General features: G+C 41.6%; 24 protein-coding genes. 14 read left to right on the top strand and 10 right to left on the bottom strand.

All coding sequences use genetic code 11. The annotated features are described in order from the left end of the window. Positions 1-43: 43 nt before the first annotated feature. The gene (locus tag ACOFKR_RS15285; protein WP_419801663.1) at positions 44-253 is read right to left on the bottom strand and encodes a hypothetical protein; all 210 of its coding nucleotides are present in this window, start codon (positions 251-253) and stop codon (positions 44-46) included. A gap of 180 nt (positions 254-433) precedes the next feature. On the opposite strand from ACOFKR_RS15285, the gene ACOFKR_RS15280 reads away from it, so the two are divergent. From ACOFKR_RS15280 to ACOFKR_RS15255, 6 genes are read left to right on the top strand one after another with little or no spacing between them, the layout of a single operon-like run. Further along, on the top strand, positions 434-1,312 hold the full coding sequence (locus ACOFKR_RS15280; RefSeq protein ID WP_419803652.1) for a cell division protein FtsX: 879 nt from the start codon (positions 434-436) through the stop codon (positions 1,310-1,312). 2 nt (positions 1,313-1,314) lie between these two features. Then, entirely contained in the window at positions 1,315-1,542 is a 228-nt protein-coding gene (locus tag ACOFKR_RS15275) for a DUF3098 domain-containing protein (RefSeq protein ID WP_419801662.1), read from the top strand. Continuing rightward, positions 1,539-2,330: an undecaprenyl-diphosphate phosphatase gene (locus ACOFKR_RS15270; protein WP_419801661.1), complete on the top strand. Its 792-nt coding sequence runs from the start codon at positions 1,539-1,541 to the stop codon at positions 2,328-2,330. The genes ACOFKR_RS15275 and ACOFKR_RS15270 overlap by 4 nt, the downstream gene beginning before the upstream one ends. A 12-nt stretch (positions 2,331-2,342) precedes the next feature. Continuing rightward, positions 2,343-3,068: a tRNA pseudouridine(55) synthase TruB gene (gene truB, locus ACOFKR_RS15265; RefSeq protein ID WP_419801660.1), complete on the top strand. Its 726-nt coding sequence runs from the start codon at positions 2,343-2,345 to the stop codon at positions 3,066-3,068. A 41-nt stretch (positions 3,069-3,109) separates the two neighbouring features. Then, positions 3,110-4,108: a bifunctional riboflavin kinase/FAD synthetase gene (locus ACOFKR_RS15260; protein ID WP_419801659.1), complete on the top strand. Its 999-nt coding sequence runs from the start codon at positions 3,110-3,112 to the stop codon at positions 4,106-4,108. A 31-nt stretch (positions 4,109-4,139) separates the two neighbouring features. Then, positions 4,140-5,195 carry a DUF2157 domain-containing protein gene (locus ACOFKR_RS15255; RefSeq protein WP_419801658.1) on the top strand — a complete coding sequence of 352 codons (1,056 nt, stop codon included), beginning with the start codon at positions 4,140-4,142 and terminating at the stop codon, positions 5,193-5,195. A 67-nt stretch (positions 5,196-5,262) separates the two neighbouring features. Here the strand turns inward: ACOFKR_RS15255 and ACOFKR_RS15250 are convergent, their stop codons facing one another. Together ACOFKR_RS15250 and ACOFKR_RS15245 are read right to left on the bottom strand one after the other, a co-directional pair. Continuing rightward, complete coding sequence (locus ACOFKR_RS15250) at positions 5,263-6,060, bottom strand: MIP/aquaporin family protein (RefSeq protein WP_419801657.1); 798 nt, start codon at positions 6,058-6,060, stop codon at positions 5,263-5,265. A gap of 254 nt (positions 6,061-6,314) precedes the next feature. Then, on the bottom strand, positions 6,315-7,814 hold the full coding sequence (locus ACOFKR_RS15245) for a malate:quinone oxidoreductase (protein WP_419803651.1): 1,500 nt from the start codon (positions 7,812-7,814) through the stop codon (positions 6,315-6,317). 309 nt (positions 7,815-8,123) lie between these two features. Here ACOFKR_RS15245 and ACOFKR_RS15240 point away from each other — a divergent pair, with 309 nt between their 5' ends. From ACOFKR_RS15240 to ACOFKR_RS15230, 3 genes are all read left to right on the top strand, one after another. Beyond that, positions 8,124-9,464 carry a hypothetical protein gene (locus ACOFKR_RS15240; RefSeq protein WP_419801656.1) on the top strand — a complete coding sequence of 447 codons (1,341 nt, stop codon included), beginning with the start codon at positions 8,124-8,126 and terminating at the stop codon, positions 9,462-9,464. Between the two features lie 111 nt (positions 9,465-9,575). Beyond that, positions 9,576-12,572 carry a leucine--tRNA ligase gene (locus ACOFKR_RS15235; protein WP_419801655.1) on the top strand — a complete coding sequence of 999 codons (2,997 nt, stop codon included), beginning with the start codon at positions 9,576-9,578 and terminating at the stop codon, positions 12,570-12,572. Between the two features lie 178 nt (positions 12,573-12,750). After that, positions 12,751-15,288 carry a TonB-dependent receptor domain-containing protein gene (locus tag ACOFKR_RS15230; RefSeq protein WP_419801654.1) on the top strand — a complete coding sequence of 846 codons (2,538 nt, stop codon included), beginning with the start codon at positions 12,751-12,753 and terminating at the stop codon, positions 15,286-15,288. 272 nt (positions 15,289-15,560) lie between these two features. Here the strand turns inward: ACOFKR_RS15230 and ACOFKR_RS15225 are convergent, their stop codons facing one another. After that, the gene (locus ACOFKR_RS15225) at positions 15,561-17,459 is read right to left on the bottom strand and encodes an ABC transporter substrate-binding protein (protein WP_419801653.1); all 1,899 of its coding nucleotides are present in this window, start codon (positions 17,457-17,459) and stop codon (positions 15,561-15,563) included. Further along, positions 17,446-17,649: an endonuclease domain-containing protein gene (locus ACOFKR_RS15220; protein WP_419801652.1), complete on the bottom strand. Its 204-nt coding sequence runs from the start codon at positions 17,647-17,649 to the stop codon at positions 17,446-17,448. Before ACOFKR_RS15220 ends, ACOFKR_RS15225 begins: the two co-directional genes overlap by 14 nt. A gap of 97 nt (positions 17,650-17,746) precedes the next feature. Between ACOFKR_RS15220 and ACOFKR_RS15215 the strand changes: the two genes are divergently transcribed. From ACOFKR_RS15215 to ACOFKR_RS15205, 3 genes are all read left to right on the top strand, one after another. Beyond that, positions 17,747-18,676 carry a cobalamin-binding protein gene (locus ACOFKR_RS15215; RefSeq protein WP_419801651.1) on the top strand — a complete coding sequence of 310 codons (930 nt, stop codon included), beginning with the start codon at positions 17,747-17,749 and terminating at the stop codon, positions 18,674-18,676. 10 nt (positions 18,677-18,686) lie between these two features. Beyond that, on the top strand, positions 18,687-19,436 hold the full coding sequence (locus tag ACOFKR_RS15210; RefSeq protein ID WP_419801650.1) for a PPK2 family polyphosphate kinase: 750 nt from the start codon (positions 18,687-18,689) through the stop codon (positions 19,434-19,436). A 104-nt stretch (positions 19,437-19,540) separates the two neighbouring features. After that, entirely contained in the window at positions 19,541-19,909 is a 369-nt protein-coding gene (locus ACOFKR_RS15205; protein ID WP_419801649.1) for a DUF4174 domain-containing protein, read from the top strand. A 35-nt stretch (positions 19,910-19,944) separates the two neighbouring features. On the opposite strand, the gene ACOFKR_RS15200 is transcribed toward ACOFKR_RS15205, so the two are convergent. Continuing rightward, positions 19,945-20,700 (bottom strand): MIP/aquaporin family protein, encoded by a 756-nt coding sequence (locus ACOFKR_RS15200; RefSeq protein WP_419801648.1) that lies wholly within the window; start codon positions 20,698-20,700, stop codon positions 19,945-19,947. Next, positions 20,697-21,812: an MBL fold metallo-hydrolase gene (locus tag ACOFKR_RS15195; protein ID WP_419801647.1), complete on the bottom strand. Its 1,116-nt coding sequence runs from the start codon at positions 21,810-21,812 to the stop codon at positions 20,697-20,699. The genes ACOFKR_RS15200 and ACOFKR_RS15195 overlap by 4 nt, the downstream gene beginning before the upstream one ends. Positions 21,813-21,931: 119 nt before the next feature. Here ACOFKR_RS15195 and ACOFKR_RS15190 point away from each other — a divergent pair, with 119 nt between their 5' ends. After that, a complete protein-coding gene (locus tag ACOFKR_RS15190; RefSeq protein ID WP_419801646.1) occupies positions 21,932-22,243 on the top strand; it encodes a hypothetical protein in 312 nt (103 codons plus the stop codon). 51 nt (positions 22,244-22,294) lie between these two features. Next, a complete protein-coding gene (locus ACOFKR_RS15185; RefSeq protein WP_419801645.1) occupies positions 22,295-22,456 on the top strand; it encodes a hypothetical protein in 162 nt (53 codons plus the stop codon). Between the two features lie 722 nt (positions 22,457-23,178). Here ACOFKR_RS15185 and ACOFKR_RS15180 read toward each other — a convergent pair. The 3 genes from ACOFKR_RS15180 to ACOFKR_RS15170 form a co-directional block, all read right to left on the bottom strand. Further along, positions 23,179-23,355 carry a hypothetical protein gene (locus tag ACOFKR_RS15180; RefSeq protein ID WP_419801644.1) on the bottom strand — a complete coding sequence of 59 codons (177 nt, stop codon included), beginning with the start codon at positions 23,353-23,355 and terminating at the stop codon, positions 23,179-23,181. A gap of 479 nt (positions 23,356-23,834) precedes the next feature. Continuing rightward, positions 23,835-24,374, bottom strand: coding sequence for a DUF1735 domain-containing protein (locus tag ACOFKR_RS15175; protein WP_419801643.1), 540 nt, complete (start codon positions 24,372-24,374; stop codon positions 23,835-23,837). Positions 24,375-24,382: 8 nt separating this feature from the next. After that, a complete protein-coding gene (locus ACOFKR_RS15170; RefSeq protein ID WP_419801642.1) occupies positions 24,383-25,933 on the bottom strand; it encodes a SusD/RagB family nutrient-binding outer membrane lipoprotein in 1,551 nt (516 codons plus the stop codon).

The following is a 25,933-nucleotide window of genomic DNA, read 5'->3' as shown; positions in this document are numbered from 1 at the left end:
AAACCGGATTTACTTAAATTTATGGTGCTAAAAGAAGCATTGCTCAATCTTCTTTCGGCGCATCTTTTATCGGCTGCACTGGCTGCTCTTCATTTTGATAATACTCGGCCGGGTTTTCGGTTTTGGCTTTTGCATCATCTTCGTGGTAAGTTTTATCTTCTTTGCGGATTACGCTGTCGTGCCCTTCATCCACTTTTGGGAAAGTTTTTTCGTCGGAAGGAGAGGGTTTATTACCAGAATTTGCTTTTTCCATGATGCTGTTTTTATCTACCTAAAACTGATGTGGCGGCAAATAGTTCTGCAAAAAAACAAACACGCGGGCTGTTAATGTTTGTTAAAACCGTTTCTGGCTGCTGCGGAAGGCAAAATTAAAACAGATATTGTTTTACCTTTGGATGAGGTTTCCTATTTTCGCAAAAAGGTTCGGATCATGTTGGAAGAATTTGAAGCAAGCACTTCAACCAGAAAAACAAAAACGATATACATTTCAACCGTCATCAGCATTGCCATGGTGCTGTTGATGTTGGGTTTGCTTGGCTTGCTGCTGGTTCATGCCCGTAAAATTTCCAATTACGTAAAAGAAAACGTGGTAGTTAACATTTATGTGGATGAAACGGCCAACGAGGCCGATATATCTCATTTGCAAAAACAGCTGGAAAGCAACCCGCAGATAAAACAAGCCGTTTATATACCGAAAGAACTGGCTGCCCGAAACCTGCAGAAAGATATGGGCGAAGATGCCATTAAGTTTCTGGGTTACAATGTGTTGCCGTCTTCTATCGATGTATATTTCAAGGCAGATTTTGCAACCAACGTCAATATTAAAAAGTTTCAGGCCGAAATCTCGAAAAATCCGCTCGTAAAAGAAACGCGGTACCAGGAGCCAATGGTTGACCTGATGAACAAAAATATCAGTTCCATCAGTTTGGTCATCCTTGCTTTTGCCGGGATATTTTTTGTGGTCTCCATCGCAATGATCAACAATACCATCCGTTTGGCCATTTATTCGCAGCGGTTTTTAATCAAATCGATGCAATTAGTTGGCGCAACAAAAGGTTTTATCCGCTGGCCATTTGTTGGTTTTGCATTGCTGCACGGTTTGCTGGGCGGCCTGATTGCCATTATTTTACTGGTTGGCTGTTTGTATTTTGGTTACCGGCAAATCCCCGATCTGGTTTTACTGCGCAACTATTACGAGTTCGGCATTATTTTTTTAAGCTTGATTGGTTTAGGGATGTTTATTTCCGGGTTCAGCACTTTCCTGGCCGTCAACAAGTTTTTACGTTTAAAAATTTACGATTTATACAGATAATTATGGCTTTAAAACCTACAGAAACCAAGCCGCTGCACTTTGTGTTCGGCAAAAGCAATTACCGCTGGATGCTCATCAGCATGGCCGTAGTGGTTATTGGTTTTATATTGATGATTGGCGATACCGATATTTACGATTTCCGCAAAATTGTGCTGGCACCGCTTGTGGTGATGATTGGTTTTGTCCTGGGTTTTTACTCGATTTTGAAAAAACCGGATGTTAAAGCATGAATCTGATCCAAACCATTATCCTGGCCATTATTGAAGGGATAACCGAATTTTTGCCCGTTTCATCAACCGGCCACATGGTTATTGCGAGTGCTTTTATGGGCATTGGCAAGGATGATTTTGTAAAACTATTTGAAGTTTGCATCCAATTAGGGGCCATACTTTCGGTGGTCGTTTTGTATTTCAAACGCTTTTTCCGCAGCATAGATTTTTATTTAAAACTGATTGTAGGTGTAATTCCGGCAGTAATTATTGGCCTTTTGTTCAAAAAAAAGATTGATATTTTGCTCGAAAGCCCGCTGGTGGTGGCCATAACACTTGTTTTAGGTGGTATAATTTTGCTTTTTGTGGACGACTGGTTCAACCGCCCGGTGGTAAATAAAGAAAAAGAAATCAGCTATCCAACCGCATTTAAAGTTGGTATATTTCAGTGTTTGGCTGTAATCCCGGGCGTTTCCCGTTCTGCAGCTACAATTGTTGGCGGCATGAGCCAGAAACTTTCCCGCAAGGCAGCCGCAGAATTTTCATTTTTTCTGGCCGTGCCAACCATGTTTGGTGCAACTGTAAAAGAGCTTTGGGATTATCATAAGCACCACACCCAGCTTTTTGCAGGCGAGCAGCTTAAATTTTTGCTGATTGGTAACGTAATTGCTTTTGTTGTTGCGATGCTGGCCATTAAAACTTTCATCACTTTTCTGGAGAAAAAAGGGTTTAAGCTGTTTGGTGTTTATCGCATCATAGCGGGTTTGGTGCTGATCGGTTTGTATTACACCGGGCATTTAGCGGCATAAAAAACACAAATTTTGTCCGATAAAAACAGCATCTTTCCTGATTTTAATTTCCCTGAAGGAGAACTTCTTTTAATCAACAAACCTTACAACTGGACGAGTTTTGACGTAGTTGGCAAAATCCGCAACTCCCTGAAACCGTTGAAATTAAAGGTTGGCCACGCCGGAACCCTGGATCCGCTTGCAACCGGTTTGCTGATTATCTGTACGGGCAAACTCACCAAACAAATTGATACTTTTCAGGCAGAAGAAAAAGAATATACAGGCACAATGGTTTTGGGTGCCACCACACCGTCTTACGATCTGGAAACAGAAGTTGACCAGGAATTTCCGCTGGAAAACATCTCCGCAGAAAAAATAAAAGGAAACGTAAAGCTGTTTTTGGGTGAGATCAGCCAGTTTCCGCCTGCGCATTCGGCCATTAAAATCAACGGCGAACGTTTATACGAAAAAGCCCGCCGCGGCGAAGAAGTGGAACGCCGCGCCCGGCAAGTTACCATCAGCGAATTTGAAATTACGAGGATTGAACTGCCCGAAATCGATTTCCGCGTGGTTTGCAGTAAAGGCACTTATATCCGCTCTTTGGTGCATGATTTTGGTACGGCATTAAACAATGGCGCATTTCTTTCCAAATTGACCCGTACCCGAAGCGGAAATTTTCACCTGAAAGATGCTTATGAAGTGATGGGACTGGTAAACCATATCCGATCGGGAAAAACCCAAACGGAACCCGCCGGTTGATGCTTCTTTTATCACCCTAAAATTTATGTGCTAAAAACAGTATGCAAATTTACCACAACATTCAGGATTTTAAACCGCTGCCAAATGCCGTGGTTACGATTGGTACGTTTGATGGCGTGCACCTCGGTCATCGGAAAATTATTGACCGTTTGCAGGAGGTTGCCCGGCAAACCGGCGGCGAAACCGTGATCTTAACTTTCTTCCCGCACCCGAGATTGATTTTGCACCCGGAAGATCAAAACCTAAAACTGCTGACAACCATCTCCGAAAAAGCGAAACTGCTGGAAGAACTGGGCATTGATCATTTGATTATTACACCGTTTTCGCGTGATTTTTCCAATCTTTCTGCGGAGGAATACATCCGTGAAATGCTGGTGAACTGTATCGGCACCAAAAAAATCGTGATCGGTTATGATCATCGTTTCGGGAAAGACCGCAGCGGCGGACTGGCAGAACTGCAAAAATTTGCGCCGCAATATGGTTTTGAGGTCGAGGAAATCCCGGAGCAGGATGTAAATGAAGTGGCGGTAAGTTCCAGTAAAATCCGCAAATCGCTGTTGAACGGTGAAACACAACTGGCCAACCAGTTTTTGGGTTATGCTTTTTTTATCACCGGAAAAGTGATCCGCGGCGATCAGATCGGCCGCACTTTAGGTTATCCAACCGCCAACCTTTTTATCGAAGAAAGTTATAAACTGATACCTGCCGACGGGATTTATGCGGTAACAATAGAGCGGAGAGCGGAGAACGAGGAGCGAAATGCCTTAATAGAACAAAGTACAGGCGAATCTCCGCTCCCCGCTCTCCGCTCTCCGCGCCTCTTCGGTATGGCTTACATCGGTCATCGCCCAACGATAAACGGCATGACGCGTAATATCGAGGTCAATATTTTTGATTTTAACGAAGATATTTACAACCAAACCTTGCAAATGAGTTTTCACGCTTTTATCCGCCACGATGTAAAATTTAACGGTTTGGAAGAACTGACCGAACAACTTGGCCGCGATAAAGAAAATGTGCTGGCATTTTTTAACCGGTAAAAACAGTATCTTCCATTCCTAAATTACGGCTTTGGAAAAATTGGACTTAGATAAGCAGGAAAGCGGATTTCTGGACGAAACCATTTCGCATTGGGAAAAACTAGGTTTGATCGACCCAAACCTGGCCCAAAACCTGCGTAACAGCTACGATGTTAAAGGTTTTGATTGGAAACGGCTGGCGCAATACTCTTTTTGGGTGGCTTTATTTTGCGGCCTGATTGCCATCGCCTCACTGATTATTGATGATAAAGTGATCCGCTGGCTGCAGCAATTATACAACACGCCGGATATTTTAATCAGCTTACTTTCAGGTATTTTGGCCGCTTTTCTGTTCCTCCGCGGAAGAAAACTCAAGAAAACTTCGCCCCAAAAAGTTTACAGCAACGAAGCCATTATTTTCCTGGGGATTTTGTTTACCGCCAACTGCATTGCGTACCTCGGCAAAACGTTTGACAACGGTTCCGGCCATTATTCGTTACTGTTTTTACTGTCGGTTTTTGTGTATGGTTTCATCGCCTACAAACTCAACTCACACCTGATCTGGCTGTTTGCGTTGATTTCCCTTGGGAGCTGGTTCGGCACAGAAACCGGATACCAAACCGATTGGCGGCATTACTTTCTGGGCATGAATTATCCGCTGCGTTTTGTGGTTTTCGGGGCGATTTTGGTGGCATTTTGCTTTGTGCTGAGGCGGAAAAAATGGCTGGAATACTTTCGCGAATTCACTTACATCGTGGGCATGGCTTACCTGTTTTGCTCGCTTTGGCTGCTTTCTATTTTTGGTAATTTTGGTACGATAAACGATTGGCTGCGCGTAAAACAGATCAGTTTATATTATTGGGCCTTGATTTCTATTGCCGCTTCCTTGATTTTTGTTTTGTACGGGTTGAAAAAGAAAGACGAAATAGCCCGCGAGTTCGGCATCACATTTCTGCTCATCAATATCTACACGCGCTACACCGAATATTTGTGGGACAATATCAACAAAACGATGTTTTTTGCCATTTTGGGATTATCATTCTGGCTGATCGGCAGAAAGGCAGAAAAAATCTGGAATTTGGATAGTTCGAAATCCAAATCCGCATGAAAAAAATAATGATACTGTTTTTATGCGTGTTTTTTCGGAGAGGTAATTTATACCGATAAAAGAAGCATTATTTTCCTTCAGAAGGAAATTCGGAAATTGCCAGACTGCCAAAAATCCCGTCCGTGAGTTTCGGTTTTCCTTCCGCATCAACACCTAAAGATTTTTGCCACAACAAAAACAGCTCGGTGGCCAGCAGCATTGCAATAACCGGTGCCACAAAATATACCCAGATTTCTTCCCATTTCCAGGCCACCAAAGCACTGGCGAAAGAACGCGCCGGGTTCATGCTCATGCCGGAGTAAGGCAGCTCGAAAATCAAAAATAAAGCGATCAGCAAACCGGCGATCAGCGCATTGTATTTTTCAAGTTTTTTAGAACTCAGCACAAACAGCGTAGTCATCACAAAAATAAAACTGATGATAAATTCGGCGATAAAAGCAGCACCTAAACTATGGCCCGGCTTGGGTTTGGTGATGCTGTAATCAATTAAAGGATGTTCAAAAAGCTTACCGAATGTTAAATCGAGCAACGAAATGGCGGCAATTGCACCCAAAAATTGTGCGGCACAATAAGCGCAAAAATTGGTAAAACTTATTTTTTTGATACGGAAAAATGCTGAGGAAAGCATCGGATTGGCGTGGCTGCCTGATAATTTGCCAGCCGCAAGGGCAATGGAAGTAATATAAATCCCCATTACCAAACCCAAAATGATACTTTTTTGAAAAGGGTGTACCGCTAATGTTGTGCGCGCAACCGGCGAATCCGGATGTTCTAAAAAAATAGAGGTAAAAGCAGCAGAAAGTACGAAACCGGCAATTGCCAACGCTTCCATTATGTAAAATTGCCAATTTTTTGTAGTTGCCATTAATTGTAGTTGATGTAACTATAAGTATCAGGCAGAAAATAAGTTCTGCATCTGTACAAAAAAATCAGATGCTTCTTTTACAAGTGTTTTTTTAGGATAAACAACCGGACAGGAGTTAAAAACGAAATGCTGTTGGACTTGACATAGCTTTGCAAAAAAGCATATCACAAATTTTTATGGCATAAAAAAAGCATCGCAGAAATTCATCCTTAATGCTGTTTTTATCGGGTATTTTTTGGGCTGATTTAAGCTGTTTACGGTAAAACCAAACCTAAAACTTTGCTGGTTTCTTCGCGAAGTTTTGTTGCCAGTGCTATTTCCTGCCCTAATGATTGGCCGTAGGAAGGGATCATTTCCTTCATTTTACTTTGCCATTCGGGCGTGTTGATCTGGTTTTTAAAACATCGGGCCAGCAAATCCAGCATGATTGAAACCGCTGTGGACGCACCCGGCGAGGCACCCAAAAGTGCTGCGATGCTGCCATCGGCCGCGCTTACTACTTCTGTTCCAAACTCTAAAATACCGCCTTTTTCCGGGTCGTTTTTAATAACCTGCACCCGCTGGCCGGCAGTTTCTAGTTCCCAGTCTTCCATTTTGGCTTCCGGGAAATATTCTTTCAACGCATTTAAGCGGTCTTGAGGCGATTGCCTGACCTGATCGATCAGATATTTGGTCAGCGGGATGTTTTTGATCCCGGCCGCCATCATCGGGAAAATATTGGTTGGCTTGATGGACAAAGGCAAATCCATATACGAACCGTTTTTGAGGAATTTGGTAGAAAAACCGGCATACGGCCCAAACAAAAGTTCGCGTTTGCCGTCAATCATCCGCGTGTCCAGATGCGGGACTGACATTGGCGGCGAACCGACCGAAGCTTTACCATAAACTTTTGCCTGGTGTTTTTTAATCACTTCCGGGTTCACGCATTTCAGCCATTGTCCGCTCACCGGGAAACCGCCAAAACCTTTTCCTTCCGGAATGTCAGATTTTTCGAGCAGCGGCAACGAGCCACCACCGGCACCGATAAACACAAATTTTGCGGTAACTTTTCGGCTTTCACCGGTGTTTAAGTTTTTTACTTTTACCGTCCAGGTTTTGTCTGGATTTTGTTTCAAACTGCGTATTTCGTGCCCAAACTCCAGGTCAACGCCATCCATTTTATTTAACTGTGTAAACATGGCTTTGGTCAAGGCACCAAAATTTACATCCGTGCCAAGTTCCATGCGTGTGGCAGCTACTTTTTCGTTCGGGTTGCGGCTTTCCATCACCAGCGGCATCCAATCGGCCAACTGTTTTTTGTCTTCAGAATAAGTCATTCCTTTAAACAAATGGTTTTTGCTGAGTGCTTCAAAACGTTTATGCAGATAAGTTACATTGGCATCGCCCCAAACAAAACTCATGTGCGGGATGCTTCTGATAAAACCCGGCGGATTTGATAAAAAACCCTGCTGCACCAAAAAACTCCAGAATTGCTTGGATTCTTCAAAAGATTCGGCAATCTTGATTGCTTTTATAATCTCGATCGAACCGTCCGGTTTTTCGGGTGTATAGTTCAGTTCGCAAAAGGCCGAGTGGCCCGTTCCGGCATTGTTCCACGCGTCAGAACTTTCGGCAGCCGCACTGTCCAGCCGTTCAAAAATCTGTATAGTCAGGTTTGGGTCCAGTTCTTTCAGCATCACGCCAAGTGTGGCACTCATGATGCCTGCACCGATTAAAATTACATCCGTATTTCCAGAATTATTCATTGTTTTTATCGAAGAAAGCAAAGATACAAGCAAAAATTTAAAGCAGGGATTTGAAAAATAAGCAACCCGAATTTGATTTGCAAATGACAGGCAATTTATCTCTCCGAAAGCATCAACAAAATAAAAGTACAATTGATTTATTGATTTTTTTGGCTGGATGACATACTGTTTTTATCAGCATAAAATTAATGTGCTAAAAACAGCATCGTTTAACCGCGTTTCAATGGTTTTTACAGCAACGCAGCCTAATTATTTTATAAATCTTAAACAGGATTGTATAAAACCCGGTGTTTTTTTAGCAGATATTTTTGTATCGATATGAAAAAGCTGAAAAACTACTTCAAAATTACCGTGTTAATGCTGTTTTTACTGCCGAAAAAAGCCAGTGCCCAGCACAATATGGCCGGGATGTCAGGTATGGACAGGAGCGATACTTCTGGCCACATGAACATGCAGATAAACAGCGGCTACTCGCTTAACCTGCCCATGAACCGTGATGGCTCGGGCACGGCCTGGCTGCCGGATGCCGCGCCGATGTATGGCATTATGCTGCATTCCGGCCCGTGGATGTACATGCTGCACGGTAATATCGCACCGCGTTTTACCAGTCAGGATTTTACCGGCAAAGGTTTGCGCGGCGGCAATAAATTTGATGCGCCCAACTGGTTTATGTCAATGGCGCAGCGGCAAATTGGCCAAAAAGGTGTTTTTCGTTTTAATGCGATGCTTTCTGCAGATTGGTTTACAGAAGGCGGAAACGGTTATCCGCTATTGTTCCAAACCGGCGAAAGCTGGAAAAATGTGCCGCTGGTAGATCGGCAGCACCCGCACGATCTGTTTTCCGAACTGGCCGCCAGTTATTCTTACAGCTTTAACAAAAAAACAGATTTGAGTTTTTACGTTGGCTATCCCGGCGAACCGGCTTTGGGCTCTACGGCTTTTATGCACCGGCCATCAGCCTTAGCTAACCCGGATGCGCCAATCGGCCACCACTGGAACGACGGCACGCACATTACTTTTGGTGTGGCCACGTTGGGTTTGCGGCTGGATAAATTTAAGATTGAAGGTTCTTCTTTTACCGGAAGGGAACCGGACGAAAACCGCCTGGATTTTGATAAACCCCGTTTTGATTCCTGGAGCGGCCGCTTATCTTACAACCCAACCCAAAACTGGGCTTTGGAGATTTCGCACGGTTTTATTAAAAGTCCGGAAATGTTACATCCTGATGAAAACGTAAACCGGACGATCGCTTCCGCCATTTACAGTAAAGCTTTCAACCCAAATCAATTGTTTAATGCCACGCTGCTTTGGGGGTTAAACAAATATAAAGGCCACGATGGCGAAAATTCTGCTTTGCTGGAAGCCAGTTACCGCCTGCACAAACTGGAACTGTACACGCGCTATGAGTGGCTGCAAAAATCCCGCGAGGAACTGAACCTGGATGAGGATTTATACAGAGAAAACACACTTTTCCTGGTTAATGCGCTGACTTTGGGCCTGAATTATGATCTGTTTTACATTGGAAAAATACGTATTGCCGCGGGCGGTCAGCTTTCTGCTTACCATGCCAACAACCGGTTGGATAATCTGTATGGAAAAAACCCTTTTGCGGGAGAAGTTTTTTTAAGGATTTATCCGGGTTTGATGAAGATGAAATAAGTTACCGAACCGTGATGCTTCTTTTACTGGCATAAATTCATCGGCATAAAACATTCAGCCTTAACCCGTCAAATTTTTTAATTTCGCGGTTCAATTCCCCGGGAAACGAAAATGGATTATCAGTTTAAAGAAATAGAAAAAAAATGGCAACAATTTTGGGCCAAAAACAACACGTTTAAAGCCGAAAATCATTCCGCTAAACCCAAATATTATGTGATGGACATGTTTCCGTATCCTTCCGGTGCCGGTTTGCATGTTGGCCATCCGCTGGGTTATATTGCTTCGGATATTTTTGCGCGCTATAAACGTTTAAAAGGTTTTAACGTGCTGCACCCGATGGGCTACGATTCTTTCGGGTTACCGGCAGAACAATACGCGATACAAACCGGTCAGCATCCTGCCATTACCACCGAACAAAATATTGCAACTTATCGCCGGCAATTGGATCAAATTGGTTTCTCTTTTGATTGGAGCCGCGAAGTGCGAACCAGTTCGCCGGATTACTATAAATGGACGCAGTGGATTTTTATGCAATTGTTCAATTCCTGGTACAACCTGGAAACGGACAAAGCAGAATCCATTTCCACCTTAATTCAAAAATTTGAAGCTGAAGGAAATACATCGGTAAAAGCAGCATCCGATGACGATGTATTAAATTTTTCTGCGGAGGAGTATACTTCTTTTACAGATCAAAAAAAGCAGGAAGAACTGCTGAAATACCGATTGACCTATCTCCGCGAAAGCACCGTAAACTGGTGCGCCGCATTGGGTACGGTTTTGGCAAACGACGAAGTGAAAGACGGATTTTCTGAACGCGGAGGTTTTCCGGTAGAACAGAAAAAAATGATGCAGTGGAGTATGCGCATTACCGCGTATGCCGAGCGTTTGCTGCAAGGTTTGGACACGATTGATTGGCCGGAACCGCTTAAAGAAATGCAGCGCAACTGGATCGGCAAAAGTGTGGGCGCGATGGTGGAATTTGAGGTTGAACCGGTTGTGGGCAATTTTAAATTATCGCAGGATAGTCCGCTGGAACCGGCCAAAATTGCGGTTTTTACCACGCGTGTGGATACGATTTTCGGCGTTACATTCGTCGTTTTGGCACCGGAACACGAATTGGTGAAAGATTTAACTACACCGGATCAGCGGGCCGATATTGAAGCTTACATTGATCAGGCAAAAAAGAAATCGGAACTGGACCGCATGGCCGATACCAAAACCGTTTCGGGTGCTTTTACGGGCAGTTACGTCATTAGTCCTTTAAATAATGATAAAATTCCGGTTTGGATTGCCGATTACGTTTTGGCCGGATACGGAACCGGCGCGGTAATGGGCGTTCCTTCCGGCGATGCGCGCGACCATCGTTTTGCCACGCATTTTAATTTGCCAATTGTGGCCATTTTAGATACCCAAAAAGAGGTGCTAAAAGAAGCAGACGCCACTAAAGAAGGCCGTTACATCAATTCGGGTTTTATCAACGGAATGACTTATAAAGAAGCAACCGCCGCTGTGATTGCCAAGTTGGAAGAATTAGGCACCGGAAAAGCTAAAATCAATTTTAGAATGCGTGATGCGATTTTCGGTCGCCAGCGTTATTGGGGCGAACCTGTTCCGGTTTATTTTAAAGATGGTTTGCCGCAGCTGATTGATGAAAAGGAATTGCCTTTGGTTTTACCGGAAGTGGATAAATATTTACCAACTGAAAGTGGCGAGCCACCTTTGGCAAGGGCAGAAGGCTGGAAATATCGAAACGAGTTTGACTACGAACTAAGTACTATGCCAGGCTGGGCAGGCAGCAGTTGGTACTGGTACCGTTATATGGCGACCAAAGAGGAAAGAGCGGAAAACGTTTTCGCACCAAAAGAAGCCATTGATTATTGGAAAGATGTGGATTTGTACATCGGCGGCAGCGAACATGCAACCGGACATTTGCTGTACAGCCGTTTCTGGAACAAGTTTTTAAAAGATTTGGGTTTGGTTGAAGCTGAAGAACCTTTTAAAAAGCTGATTAACCAGGGAATGATTCAGGGAAGATCGAGCTTTGTTTATCGAGTTGAAGCGGAATTTGATTTTAGATTGATTAGTGGAGAACATACTAATACTCTGATTATTAATACAGAAATTGTAAGACCAAATTTGTTTATATCTAAAAGTATATACGAAAAGTTTATTTCAGGAGACGAAAGTACATTTGAAGCGATCAATTCATTTTACAAAAAATTCAATATTGAAATAAGAAACGTTAGAGTAAATCCCATACATGTTGACGTAAATATAATTTCTAATGATTTATTAGAGATTACAAAATTTCGATCTTCTCGATCAGATTATGAAAATGCAGCTTTCATATTTGAAGATAGCTCAATTTCTACTCCTCGAAACAATCAAAACGGAAAATATATCTGCGGACATGAAATAGAAAAAATGTCCAAATCCAAGTTTAACGTGGTCAATCCGGATGAAATGATTGAACGTTACGGCGCGGATACCTTACGGATGTACGAAATGTTTTTAGGTCCGCTGGAACAATCCAAACCCTGGAACACCAACGGCATCGAAGGCGTTTTCAAGTTTCTGCGGAAATTTTGGAAACTGTTTCATGATGATAGCTTCAACTTTAGGGTGGTAAACGAAGCACCAACAAAAGCTGAACTCAAATCGCTGCATAAAATCATCAAAAAAGTGGAAGATGATGTAGAGCGTTTTTCGTTCAATACCTCCGTTTCCAGTTTTATGATCGCGGTAAATGAGTTGACCGAAATAAAGTGTGCTAAAAGAAGCATCCTGCAAGATATGGTCGTAATTTTATCGCCTTATGCGCCGCACATCTGCGAAGAATTGTGGATGCTTTTAGGTAATGAAGCCGGCAGTTTATCTTACGCCGCTTACCCGAAATTTAATCCTGAATTTTTAGTGGAAGATGCGTTTTCGTACCCGATTTCCATCAACGGAAAAACAAAAACTAATCTCGAAATCCCGCTCAACCTTGATCCAAAAGAAGTGGAAATGCTTGTTTTAGCGGATGAAAACGTGCAAAAATATCTGGCCGGGCAAACGCCAAAAAAAGTGATTGTGGTAAAAGGCCGGATTGTGAATATGGTGGTTTGAGGAAGGTAAAAGGTGAAGGGTTTTAAGGTAAAAGGAGAAAGGTTGGCCAGGTTTAGCCTTTCTCCTTACAACCTTTTACCTTACAACCTTCTCAAGTAATGCTTCTTTTACAAGTAAAAATTCTTTTAACGTTGTAACAATTCCCACTTTTGCACCTCCAAATCACAAAAACACAGTAATGAAACGTTTAATTCTACTTTTATTTTTATTTGCTTTTACCCTTGTTGCACATGCCCAGTTTCCGGGTGGTGGCGGCTCCTCGGTTACCGGCAGGATATCCGGCTCGGTTATAGATTCGCTTACCAGAAAACCCATCGATTATGCAACCATTACTTTATATCGCAGCGGCGGAAAAGTACCATTGAACGGGGTTGTTACCGATGAGAAAGGGGTTTTTAAAATTGATAATTTGAACCCCGGCAAATATAAAGTATCGATAAGTTTTATCGGTTATCCAACCAAAACCATCGATCCCGTTACCACAACGCCGGGCAGACCGGATTTTAATATCGGGGCGATCCGTTTATCGCCAACCGGAAGGCTGTTAAAAGGGGTGGACATTGTTTCCAACAAAGCACTGATAGAAAACCATATTGATAAATTGGTTTATAATGCCGAAAAAGACCTGACCTCATCCGGCGGCAACGCAACGGATGTTTTACGTAAAGTGCCTTTGTTATCGGTTGATCTGGACGGAAATGTTTCGCTGCGCGGAGACCAGAACGTGCGGGTTTTGATCAACGGGAAACCTTCTGGCGCATTATCAACCAGTTTGGCCGATGTGCTGAAAACGATCCCTGCCGATCAGATCAAAAGCGTGGAAGTTATTACTTCTCCATCTGCAAAATATGATGCGGAAGGTTCCGGCGGGATCATCAACATCATCACAAAAACCAATAAAGCATCCGGTTTTAGCGGTGCAATAAACGGCGGGATCGGTACGAGGCAAAATAATGGTAACATCAACCTTAACTATAAACACAACCGGTTATCATTAGGCGCAAATATTGGCGGCAATGCTGCCTGGCCGCAAACTTCGCTGGCAGATTTGAACAGCGTCACCGGTTCAATCAGCCGCACGCAAACTTCGCAATCCAAAACTACGCGGCAGGGTTTGCGAGGCTCTGTAAACGGCAGTTATGATTTTAATCAGTATAACTCTATCACCAGCACTTTTGCGCCCACCGGTTTTAACATGACCATCGATGGTAATTCATTAAACACCAACAGCCTGTTTTCCGGTTCTAACGGCTATACCAGTTCCAACTACAACAAAACCAGCCTGAGCGGATTTGACTGGAATGCCGATTACACGCATAAGTTTAAAAAGAAAGACGAAGAGATAACTATTTCCGGGCAGTGGAGCCATACCAGTGCCACCAACAATTATGCAACGGGATATTTTGACGTCCCTGCAGCTTTTATTCGTTATACGCCTAATCAAACAGGTGCAAATGATGGTACAAACGATGAATACACGGCGCAGGCAGATTATACTTTGCCGATCAACAGTAAAATCAAATTTGAAGCAGGGGGAAAATCCATTTTTCGCAGGATAAACAGTGATTTTAATGTTTTCAGGCAAACCAATAATGAAGGGCCATATTTGTTAAATGACACAGCCTCAAACCAATACAGCTATAACCAGAATGTGTATGCCGGTTATACTGTTTTTACCTTTACTTTGCCCAAAAGCTACAGTTTGCAGGCCGGTGCCCGGGTAGAAAATACACAGATCAGCGGTTTGCCAACCAACCGTACACAACCAAGTCTTTCCCCGTTTTCAAATTCGTACACTACTTTTGTGCCGAGTATAGCGTTAGCCAAATCTTTAAAAGGCGGCAATACGGTTAAGCTTACTTATACCAAACGTATTCAACGGCCAAGCCTCACGCAAATCAACCCTTTTGTAAATAAAGCCAATGCGGACAATCAAACGCAGGGCAGCCCAACACTTTCTCCGGAAGTTTCGCAAACGCTGGAGTTTGGCTATACCGCTTTTATCAAAAGCTCGGTTGTTATTTTATCCACGTACTACAAACACACCAATGATTTGATAGAAGGGATTGCGGCCTCCATTTTTGATTCGGACCTGGGCCGTACCGTTACCCGTACCAACTATCTAAACATCGGTAAAAATAATTCGTTCGGGTTAAGCGCGGCCGGTTCCATCAATCCGATAAAACCATTGACCATTCGCGGTAGTGCAAACTTTTATACCTACGCAGCCAATGCAAACGCAAATCTGGCCGCACAGCAAAGCAGCAACAACACTTATATCCAATACAATATTTTTACAGGTTCTACTTTAGAGCTTAAAAAAGGATTTGCCGCAGAGGTTTTTGCCATTTTCAACTCGCCCCGGAGAAACATACAGGGCACCGGGCCGGCGTTTAACCTTTATGGTTTTGGGCTGAAAAAAGACATTATCGCCAAAAAATTTACGCTTGGGCTGAATGCGCTTTCACCATTTCAAAAATATCTTAACCTTAAAACCAACATCCAGGGCAACGGTATCAGCCAAAATCAAAGCATCAGTTATCCAATCCGTTCTTTCGGGGTTACGTTCTCTTATAGTTTTGGTAAGATCACTTATGGCCAGCAAACCAAGAAAAAAGGCATCAACAATGATGATTTGATGCCGGGGGACAACGGCGGCGGCGGTGGTGTTCCTACCGGCGGTGCAGGTGGTGGTGGCGGCGGCCGTCCGCAATAAAATTTACCTGCTAAAAACAGCATTCAAAATCCGGCCTAAACAGCCGGATTTTTTTGTTTGAGGTAAGAAGCTGCCCGAAAACAATTGAACCAATCTGGCATGCTTCTTTTATGACCTAAAATAGGATGGTTTTTTAACACATTTTTTTATTGCGAATAACCGAAAACCCCAAATTTGCAGACATAAAAGAAGCATATAAATTTTCCGTTGCAGAGATGAACAGCTTCTAAATCCTGCCAATTTTTCCTTTTTTGGAGATAACCGTGAGGCATTTACCTTTTCCTGATCCGCTTTAAAACCAGCAAATTCTGTCCGTTTGTGCTGATGCCGCTGATGTTGTTCTGATAAAGGTTCACCAATTTATAATAGTATAAAACCGCCACCGGCGATTCGTCCATCACCAGTTGATCCATCTGCCGGTACAATTTAAAACGGGCCGGATCGGTTTTGGCCTGATAGCTGGCTTCAAATAATTTATCAAAATCTGTATTATAAAAAGCCGTATAATTTGGCCCGAACGGGACCTTATTTTTAGAATAAAAAACCGATAAATAATTCTCCGCGTCCGGGTAATCGGCAATCCAGTTTCCCCTAAAAAAGTTGATGCTGTTTTTAGCGATCATTTCCCGCAAACTTGCGCCCTGGCCCACTTCCACGCGTGTACGGATGCCAACGGTTTGCAGCTGCCCTTGTATAAATTCAACCAGATCACGGTAAGTTGTAGTAGTGTTCAGCAAAATTTCCGGGACAGGATGTTTTGCGTTGAAACCGGCTTCGGCTAAAAGTTTTCTGGCTTTCTCCGGGTCATAATGATAACCTTTAACAATCTGCTGCTCAAAACCGGGCATCCCCAACGGCACAAAACCCGCATGACCGGGCGTACCGATGTTGTTGCGCAGGTATTTTACCATTTCTTCGCGGTCAATGGCATAATTAATGGCCTGCCGAACTTTTTTAATCCGTAGCGGAGAATTTTTAACGATAGCTAAGTTGCTGTCAACCAGCATCCCTAAATATTCTGTGTTTAGATATGGTCGCGTTATAAATTGAAATTTACCTTTATATTTCTTTGTGATTTTGCCGGATTTAGTAAGGATGTCATCGCGGTAACTGCCGTCTACATCGTTAAAAAAATCCAGGTTATGCTTCACAAATTCCAGAAAAGCGGTTTGTTTATTGGTGATAAAAGAAGCACGCACCGCATCCAGATAAGGCAAACGGCGGCCGTTTTCTGTTTCCCAGTATTTTTCGTTTTTAAGGAGGATCAGCACTTCGCCTTCTTTCCAGTACCTAAACTTAAACGGGCCGGTACCAACTGGGTGACTGCGGAAATCTTTCCCATAAAAATCAACCACCTCATGTGGCACAACCGAGCAATATTGTGCCGTAAGCAGGCTCAGCATTGGTGGAAAAGGACGGCGCAGGTTGATGATAAAAGTTGAATCGTCAGGCGTAGTAAATGCTGTTTTTACCGCTACTTTATCACTGAAAATCCAGGAACCGGAAGAACCAATCTTCGGATCGATCAGCCTTTTAAAACTATAAACAAAATCTGCCGCCACGGCTTTCCGGCCTTTTCCGTTTTTAAACTGCGCGTCATCCTGAAAAAAAACATCGCTGCGGAGACGGAAAGTATAATGCAGCCCGTCCGCAGAAACCGTCCAGCTTTTGGCAATGGCAGGCCGGGTTTTTAAGCTGTCGTCAATTTGCACCAAACCGTTGTACAACTGGTTATCGCACCAAATGGCATTCTGGTTTCGGGCAAAAGCCGGATCAAGCGAAGTGAGCGCATCATCCATGTTCAGGTTAAAAACCGTTTTGTTGGATTGATCTTTGGAGGAGCAGCCAAACAAAAAAAACAGGCATAAAAGAAGTATAGGCAGTAAGTTATCATTAACTTTTTTCTTAGTTGAATTTGCTAAATCTACAACTTGGTTCTCTTCCCCCTTTTGAAGGGGGTTAGGGGGATGATTTTGTATTTTTTTCAATTCAAACTCCTCCACAAAAACTTCTAAAGTCCTAAGCCCATTATCTAAATCATATAAAACCTCATCATTTTCAAAACGAATAGTCTGATAACCCATATTTTGTAATTCCTGATTGCGCATAACATCCCGTTTTGCCTGTTCTTCCTGCTGATGACTTCCTCCGTCTAACTCAATAATTATCAAGCGGAATGTTCAACTCTTTGGAAAAAAAATCAGCAATGTAATTGCCAATTGGCCGTTGGCGGAGAAAAGCATAACCGTAAAAACTTTTTGCCCGAAGCAAATCACTCCAAAGGCGGATTTCTGCCGGTGTAGAATCATTGCGCAGATTGCGGGCTAATTGCTTATTTTGTTTGTTATAGTGATTGTTCAATGTTGGTTTGGTTTAAAAGGTCATCCCCCTGGCCCCCTTCAAAGGGGGAATGAGAACCATGGCATTTTTTATTTGTATTTGTTGAAGGTATAATTTAATGGTATTGAATCAAAAAATCATTTCCCTGTTGGCCGCTGGAACAGAAATAGTGTGTGCATTAGGTTTGGAAGTGCAGCTGGTTGGCCGCTCGCACGAATGTGATTATCCGGATTCGATCCAAAACTTACCCGTTTGCTCTTCGGCAATGCTTGATCCGAATGCAAACAGTCTGGAAATCGACAAGCAGGTAAAAGGTATTTTAACAGATGCGTTGTCTTTTTATCAGATTGACTGTGAGTTGATTAAGAAATTAAAACCGGATGTCATCATCACCCAGACACAATGCGAAGTTTGCGCGGTAAGTTTTAAAGACGTAGAAAAAGCACTGGAAAACCTGCTGGATTATCCGGTAAAAATTATTTCGCTGGAGCCGGACAATCTGGATGCTGTTTTTACCGATATAAAAACAGTATCGGAGGTTTTGGGCGTGCCGGAACGCGGTGAGGATTTGCTGGAGCGGATGCAGGAACGGCTGGAACTGATCCGGCACAAACTTAAATTTATCACCCAAAAACCAACTGTGGCCTGTATTGAATGGACAGAACCGCTGATGATGGCCGGAAACTGGACGCCGGAAATGGTGGAAATTGCCGGCGGGCAATCGGTTTTGGCCATCAGCGGAAAACATTCGCCGGTGATTGACTGGATGGATTTGGTGCAGGCCGATCCGGAAATCATTATCGTGATGCCATGCGGTTTCAGTATCGAACGAACACTGAAAGAAATGGATGTGTTGTTGCAGCAACCGTATTTCCGGGATTTGCAGGCGGTGAAAAACAACCGGTTTTTTGTGGCCGACGGAAACCAGTTTTTCAATCGTTCCGGGCCGCGGATTGTAGATTCGGTTGAGATTTTAGCAGAAATAATCAACCCAAAACAGTTTATTTTTGGTTATGAAGGTACAGGCTGGATAAAATTTAGTGTATAAAAGAAGCATCATGGGCAAAAAAATCAAACTGGCGGACATTTCAACCGATCCCGAAGAAAAAATAACCAAAGAAGAAGCGGCCAAAGAAATGCTTGGGCTGACGGAAAAGCTGGCCGAAATTCAGAATAAATTATACGCGCAAAAGAAGTATGATGTGCTGATTATTTTGCAGGGCATGGATGCTTCCGGCAAAGACAGCGCGGTGAAACACGTTTTTTCGGGTGTAAACCCGGCCGGGTGCCGTGTAAAATCTTTTAAAGCACCAACGGAAGAGGAGCGGGCGCATCATTTTTTGTGGCGCGTGAGCAAAGAATGTCCGGAAAAAGGCATGATCCAGATTTTTAACCGCTCGCAGTACGAAGATATTTTAGTGCCGAAAATCAACAATCTGATTGATGATCAACTGGTTAAAGCGCGTTGTGCGGAAATCAACAGTTTTGAAAGCGGTTTGGTTCGGGACAACACGATTTTGATGAAATTTTACCTTCATATTTCGCACGAAAAACAGTTGGAGAAACTACAAATCCGCAAAACTGATGAATACAAACGCTGGAAATATCAGAAAGAAGATATTGCAGCGATTAGCAAACATGATGATTTTGCCAAAATTTACGAATATATTTTTGAGCATTGTGCCGAAGCCGCACCCTGGAACATTATTCCGGCCGATAAAAAATGGTACAAAAACTATCTGATTTTAAGCGAAATTGTGCAAGAATTGGAAAAGTATGAAATCCATTATCCGAAGGTGGATTTGTAGTTAAAGGATCCGATTTTATCATTCGCGGCTTAAAGATAAAGGTTATGGCAGCTTTTAGTCAAAATATCGCTTTAAAAAACTAATCAAAACCACTAATTTAAACCATGTTCAACCTGTTTTTAACAGCATTAATTTTATTGTCGCCAGTGCATAATTTATCGGCACAAAAAAGCCACCGCGAAATCTGGTTGTTTACCGCCGATGCTGACAATGCTTCTTTTATCGCCCAAAAAGCTGCTTTAAATGATTTTACCGGTTTGAAGGAACGTGATATTTTGATCCACGAAATAATTGGTTTTAAGGCGCATCAGGCTTTGTTTAAAAAATATAAAGCTTCGCCCCAAAAATTTACTTTTATTTTGGTTGGAAAAGACGGCGGCGAAAAACTACGTGCCAACGGGCCGGTCAGTCAGGAAAAATTGTACCGAACCATTGATGCCATGCCCATGCGCAAACGTGAAATGAAGCAATAGCCTAAAAAATACCCGGTAAAAACAGCATCCGATATTTATAGTTGATTGCTAATGTGGCGGTATCTTTCAAAATGATAAAGTTTGGCCACGTCTGATTTTAAATGCTTTAGCCAGCCTACACTAAAAAGTAAAACGGCAAGCAGCATCCCCAAAACCGGTGCCAGCCAATACAGCCAATAACCCGACCACATTTGGCTGATTACCGCCGGGCCAAAACTGCGTGCCGGATTGGTGCTGGTGCCCGAAACCGGTGCTTCTAAAAAAACCATTACGCAATAGATTATTGGCATCATAAACGGGGTAAAGTTTTTGATTTTATTGTGTGAAGTGAAGAAGATGATAACAGCAACCAGCACAAAAGTTGTCCAGATTTCACCGATAAAAGCAGCATATAGCGGTGCCGGAACGGTTGCGCCAAAATACATACTTCTGCCTTCATCGTCCCAAAACAACAGGGGCAAACACCCTAATGCTGCGCCCGACATTTGTGCGGCGATAAAGCCGAGCATGTTTTTAAACTGCATGTTTTTACGCAGCCAGAAAGTAATACTTATGATGGGGTTGATGTGCGCGCCACTGATTTTGCCCACCGGCGAAAGGGTGATCAGGCAACCGGTAGTGCCAAATAAAAAGCCTGAAACTGCCCTTCTGATGCCCGGATTTGGCAGGATTTTTAAAACAGGCGAACCTTTTCCGTTGATAAAAATCACAGCTGATAAACCGATCAACACAAGCAGGGCAGTGCCAATAAATTCTGAAAAATAGGCTTTTAGAAAGTTTTTGTTGATCATTTAAAAGGTTCCCACCATTTGCTGATGTGCGGCTGACCGTTATAGATGAAAGTTTCACCTGGTTTTGGCACTGCTAATTTAATGTTTTTTTGTTTAGCCAGCTGCAGTAAACGTTCAATTGGTTCGGTCCAGGCATGAAAAGCAAGGTTGAAAGTTCCCCAATGGATCGGCATCATCAGGTTGGCATTTAAAGCTAAAAAAGCCTCCGCTGCATTGTCCGGCCCCATGTGGATATCTTTCCAAAGATCGTTGTAAGCGCCAATTTCGAGCATGGCCATATCAAACGGGCCGTATTTTTCGCCAATGGTTTTAAATAAAGGGTGCATCCCGGAATCGGCACCAAAATAAACTTTGTGTTTTGGACCTTGGATAATGTAGGAGGCCCAAAGCGTAGTGTTTCTATGGCTTATTCCTCTGCCTGAAAAATGACGCGCCGGGGCAGCAATTAATTTAAAGCCAGGCCATATTTCTTTTTCCTGCCACCAGTCAAACTCGGTAATTTGGTTTTTGGGGATGCCCCAGTTTTCCAAAATCTTCCCGACACCGAGCGAACAGAAAAATGGGATGCTTCTTTTACCCAATGTTTTTACGGTTTCTTTATCAAGGTGATCGAAATGATCGTGGGAAATGATAATGCCATCAATCGGAGGCAGATCATCCAAAGCAATTGATGCCGGAAAAAACCTTTTCGGCCCGAGAAACTGAAAAGGTGAAGCCCGCTGTACCCAAACCGGATCGGTTAAAATGCGTTTGCCATCGATTTCAATCAGCAAAGAGGAATGGCCGATTAAAGTAATGCGTAAAGTATCTGCAGGAAGATTTTGTAACAAATTCAAATCAGCCGGAAAAGGCCCTGGTTTTATTCGTGGCGTTCGGTTGGGATGATCTTTGGCATATTCGGCTAAAACTTTGAAAATGCTGGAAGATAAACCAGTTTGCGTTGGGATCGGGTTGACAAAAACTTTACCGTTAAAATTTGGGGAATTATACATAAAGTGCGAAACAGCGGCAGCCGGATTTGGTTTAGAGGAAGCAGGAGCAGGAACCAATGCAGCACCGGCAGCCAGCGCAGCAGTAGATTTGATGAAATTTCTTCGTGTTTGTAATTTCATGTTTAGAAATTTTTTTGGTATTGCAAGATGCTGTTTTTACCGGTATAAATTTAAGGTTTGTTTTTAGAGCCTCACCGGATCAGAGGCATTTAAGGTGAGACTGGTAAAGCCCCAAATAATTGACCATAAATATTTTTAAAGAAATGACAGAAGCTTTAAACCAAACCCAGCAGCAATACCAGCCAAAAAGTACAAAAATCCTTTTTGTAGAAGAAGCGGTCAACCTGAAAACATTTTTTTTACCGCAAAAACTCCAATGTTTTAGGGCGATAAAAGAAGCATTCAGCCAGGTTTTCGGGGAATTTAAAGACCACGAAGATTTTCTGCAGTTTTTTAAAGCAAGTGGCTGTTATGTTGAATATCTGTGCCAAGACTTAATCAACAGGTTAAAACTCCCAATGCGGCAAAAGGTCCGGACAGAAAGTATCTAGCCTTTAAGCATAATATCGGTTTTACTTCAATCCAAAGTAGTGATTACTGTAATGAAAGTTTTGGAAGCAATCAGTTTATCCGAGATTACTTCTGTTATTTATGCCAAAGCCATTGCTTTCCAAACGCATAGTAAAATTAATGCGGATAGGTGCGTGAATGAGTTGGCAGCGGTTTTAGAGGAATTGGTGGAAAAGCAAAGTTGGGAAAATTGACATTCTAGAATAGTAATTAATACTGAATGTAGGTTGATTAGCCTTTATTGTTGTAACCTTTTTATAAAATAAAATTTAATATTTTTAATTTCAACCTTAGAAAATAATAAGGTTGATATAAAAAATTTCATAATGCTTTTAGAACCTGTATTAACTCCTACAGCAAATCGAATAGTGAGGAGACAGCAGCAATTTGGTGTATTACTTATGTTTATACAAGGGGAAAACATGCAAGCATCAAATGTTTAAACACAGCGGGCGTTAAAATATCTTACAACAAAATTTCCTATTGATAATCCAAATTAATTACAGAATTTACATTGAGAATCATATAATTTTCGTTACTCAAGGCGCAATACGAAAGACATTGTTTTAAATTCCTACATAAACAATGCATTGTAAAAAATGTATAGTAAAATTATACTTACTTGTAAGGTACTGTTCTCAAATGTATGATGACTGTATTCACAAGTAGTTTTACGCTAAAATAGTAGACCTGTTTAGCTATATAAGTTGAAAATAATTTATTCTGATTGTCAGTTTTTCCAGTTAAAATTGATTTATCATACATTTAGAAACACAAGCACTTGTCAAAGTAATAAATGCCTTTAACAAATGATTTTGAGTAAACATAGCAACAAATTTAAATTTTGCCTAACACTAAAATGCTGTAAATAAAAATATTCCATAATAAAAAATACAGGAGCAATTACACCTATATTTTAATTATGACAAGTACCATTTTCAATCATCTGGAAACCATAATCTGGACTAAGACAGAAAATTCCTACAGCTTCTGGAAATCTACAGAAATATGCAGCTTCACCATCGGGACAGTCTTTAGGGTTAACACCACCAAAAATAACTCGCATTTCTTCTTTTGTTAATTTAGTTTTCATTTAATTAAATATTTATTGCTATTCGTTGCAATATTACACGGTATGAAGTAATTTAGTACATAATCCTATAGTTATATTAATTATTGTAAAGGTAATAAATTTTCACATATAAGAAATTAAAATAAACATTGATTTGTTTTTAAATTTTTATTTCTTGTTCATTCTTGAATAAATTTTCACATATAAGAAATTAAAATAAACATTGATTTGTTTTTAAATTTTTATTTCTTGTTCATTCTTGAATAGAGTATAAATTAATTCCTCTATCGTGCCTTTATCAACGGTTCTCAATCCTGAACTGATATTAGCATCATAAAAAATGAATTTTTATTAGAAACCTCCTTTTCCACTTTAATAAGTTTAAACAGCTTTATAGCTTCATTATAAATTATGCTAATTGGTGTTTAAACAAAAAGCCGACCTATAAAATATGGGTCGGCTTAGCTTTTGCTTTTAAAATACTAAAAGATAAAACACTGCTACTTAACTATGATGTTGTAGTACACTGTACTATAAAGGCTAATTTGCTCACCACCACCATCAACTATTGATACCGGCAACACATACTTTGTATTGGTTGTTCCAACAAGAGATGAATTAATTTTAAAATTTACTGTGGCAGTACGTTGTCCGGCAGGAATCGTAACCTGAAGACTAGATACAGAGTACGCATTCGCAGGTATTAAAACATATCCTCCGGTTGGTACAGATGTATTTAATTTTCCAATGGCATCATTTGCATTAATACCTAAAGTTACAGTAAGGGCATGATCTAATGTTTTCGGTGATGCAATATTCACTACCACAGGTAAATCCGAAGAAGTGGTACTTACAGGATATATATTTTTAACAACTTTAACACCTGTTTCCTGATTTAATGCCGCTAAAGGCAGTTCGATGGTTGTGCCAACCTTACTAAAATCTACATAAGTGTCTTTTGATTTTAAGCATGAACTTAAACTTATCACCAATGCAATAAATAAAACAGGAAATATTTTTTTTATATTAAACTTTCTCATATTCATAATTATAAAGCCCAAAATATTTTTGAAGAAAACTGATTGATTGTACCTTGTGTTTTCAAGTTGTCACCATTGTTTGACACTTCGGTGCTTGGATAAAAAATACGGGTAGGAATAATCGGTTGAGTAGCTTGAGTAGAAACCGGAATATCTGATGGAAAACCAGTCCTTCGGTATTCATTATAAGCTTCTATGTTACCATAACCATTAAGCGCAGTCCATTTTTGATTTATAATTGCCGCTAATTTGTTTGCAGATGCTGTCCAATTTACGTTTGTAATGGGTTGGGCATAATAAGTTGCAGCAGCAGTTGTAGCATTTGGAACAGCCAAAGCCGTAAACGAAGCACTAATACCGCTTTCATATAACGTTTGCGCATTAGCAGTTAATATTCCATAAAGGGAAGCTTCAGATTGCAAGAACAATGATTCGGCAGAACTTAAAATCACGGCATCTTGTGTTGCACTTTTTAATAAGCCAGGTCCAATGCTACTTGTTTTAGGGTTGTTGGTTGGTGCAGTTGACCCATAAATATTACCAACGAACGGAACTAATGGATTCACTGGTGCAGATGCAGGGGCATAAAATCTAGATAAACGGGGATCGTTTGTAGTTGTGAGTTTATTAATTGCATAGGCATTAGCTTTATAATAATCGCCGGGTAATGAAACTGCCCCCGTTGCATTAAATCCATAACTTACATAAAAAGGGCTTTGTTTGTATCCATTTGCATCATCGTTTGTATAACCAGGGTTTACTGCTGCCTGGAAAGTTTGATCTATAAAGCCATCAGTGGAAGTAGTAGTAATTGCAGTTTTTAAGGCTGCCTGTTTAGCAGGAAATTTATTCCATTGTCTGATGGCCAATCTCAACTTAATTGTGTTTGCAAACTTAATCCAATTGGTCATCACGCCTTTAAACATCACATCCGAAGTTCCCGGGTTTACAGCAGAAGCAGGAGTAGCAGCTTTAATTGCAGCGATGGCAGCATCAAGCTGTTTCATTAAATCATCATAAATAACATCTCCGTTATCATAAGCAGGGAATAAAACACCTGGGGCTTTAAATGCCTGGCTGTACGGTACATTATTATAGGTGTCTACCAAAGTTTGAAATTCAAGTGCTTTCATGATTTTTGCAATTGAAGAGAAGTAAACTAAAGTAGGGTCTGTAGCAGCTTTTTTGTCTAATGCGTCATAGTTTGAAAGGTTTAGATAAAACTGCGTCCAAATTTGATAGTTTGTATTGGTAAAATTGTTTGTGTTAAGTGCCGAAGCCGGCACATAGTTACCACTTGCTGTCCAATACCCCATCCATATACCAACCGTTTGGGCATAACCACTTGTTGTTAAACTTATTGCGCCCGGTGTAGTTGTACTAGTACTAGCATTAGCATTATATAAATTTGCCGAAACAACTAATGCACCGGATAATTGAAATTGAGGGGTAGCAGTAGAGGGTGTGTTAGGGTTTTCTTCCAGACTCAGGAAGTCTTTCTTACATCCAGACATGCTGATAAGTATCGAAAGTGCTATGATGGAAAATGTCTTTTTCAT

The organism is Mucilaginibacter sp., assembly GCF_965201005.1.
Lineage (GTDB): Bacteria > Bacteroidota > Bacteroidia > Sphingobacteriales > Sphingobacteriaceae > Mucilaginibacter_A.
This window is presented reverse-complemented; position numbering and strand designations above follow the sequence as displayed.

What these genes read in the sequence shown, in the direction of transcription:
- ACOFKR_RS15230 (WP_419801654.1), top strand. Translation starts at nt 12,751, where the DNA reads ATGAAACGTTTAATTCTACTTTTATTTTTATTTGCTTTTACCCTTGTT.
- ACOFKR_RS15170 (WP_419801642.1), bottom strand. Translation starts at nt 25,933, where the DNA reads ATGAAAAAGACATTTTCCATCATAGCACTTTCGATACTTATCAGCATG.
- ACOFKR_RS15235 (WP_419801655.1), top strand. Translation starts at nt 9,576, where the DNA reads ATGGATTATCAGTTTAAAGAAATAGAAAAAAAATGGCAACAATTTTGG.
- ACOFKR_RS15250 (WP_419801657.1), bottom strand. Translation starts at nt 6,060, where the DNA reads ATGGCAACTACAAAAAATTGGCAATTTTACATAATGGAAGCGTTGGCA.
- ACOFKR_RS15270 (WP_419801661.1), top strand. Translation starts at nt 1,539, where the DNA reads ATGAATCTGATCCAAACCATTATCCTGGCCATTATTGAAGGGATAACC.
- ACOFKR_RS15175 (WP_419801643.1), bottom strand. Translation starts at nt 24,374, where the DNA reads ATGAGAAAGTTTAATATAAAAAAAATATTTCCTGTTTTATTTATTGCA.
- ACOFKR_RS15185 (WP_419801645.1), top strand. Translation starts at nt 22,295, where the DNA reads ATGAAAGTTTTGGAAGCAATCAGTTTATCCGAGATTACTTCTGTTATT.
- ACOFKR_RS15215 (WP_419801651.1), top strand. Translation starts at nt 17,747, where the DNA reads ATGGTATTGAATCAAAAAATCATTTCCCTGTTGGCCGCTGGAACAGAA.
- ACOFKR_RS15260 (WP_419801659.1), top strand. Translation starts at nt 3,110, where the DNA reads ATGCAAATTTACCACAACATTCAGGATTTTAAACCGCTGCCAAATGCC.
- ACOFKR_RS15285 (WP_419801663.1), bottom strand. Translation starts at nt 253, where the DNA reads ATGGAAAAAGCAAATTCTGGTAATAAACCCTCTCCTTCCGACGAAAAA.
- ACOFKR_RS15180 (WP_419801644.1), bottom strand. Translation starts at nt 23,355, where the DNA reads ATGAAAACTAAATTAACAAAAGAAGAAATGCGAGTTATTTTTGGTGGT.
- ACOFKR_RS15200 (WP_419801648.1), bottom strand. Translation starts at nt 20,700, where the DNA reads ATGATCAACAAAAACTTTCTAAAAGCCTATTTTTCAGAATTTATTGGC.
- ACOFKR_RS15210 (WP_419801650.1), top strand. Translation starts at nt 18,687, where the DNA reads ATGGGCAAAAAAATCAAACTGGCGGACATTTCAACCGATCCCGAAGAA.
- ACOFKR_RS15240 (WP_419801656.1), top strand. Translation starts at nt 8,124, where the DNA reads ATGAAAAAGCTGAAAAACTACTTCAAAATTACCGTGTTAATGCTGTTT.
- ACOFKR_RS15195 (WP_419801647.1), bottom strand. Translation starts at nt 21,812, where the DNA reads ATGAAATTACAAACACGAAGAAATTTCATCAAATCTACTGCTGCGCTG.
- ACOFKR_RS15205 (WP_419801649.1), top strand. Translation starts at nt 19,541, where the DNA reads ATGTTCAACCTGTTTTTAACAGCATTAATTTTATTGTCGCCAGTGCAT.
- ACOFKR_RS15275 (WP_419801662.1), top strand. Translation starts at nt 1,315, where the DNA reads ATGGCTTTAAAACCTACAGAAACCAAGCCGCTGCACTTTGTGTTCGGC.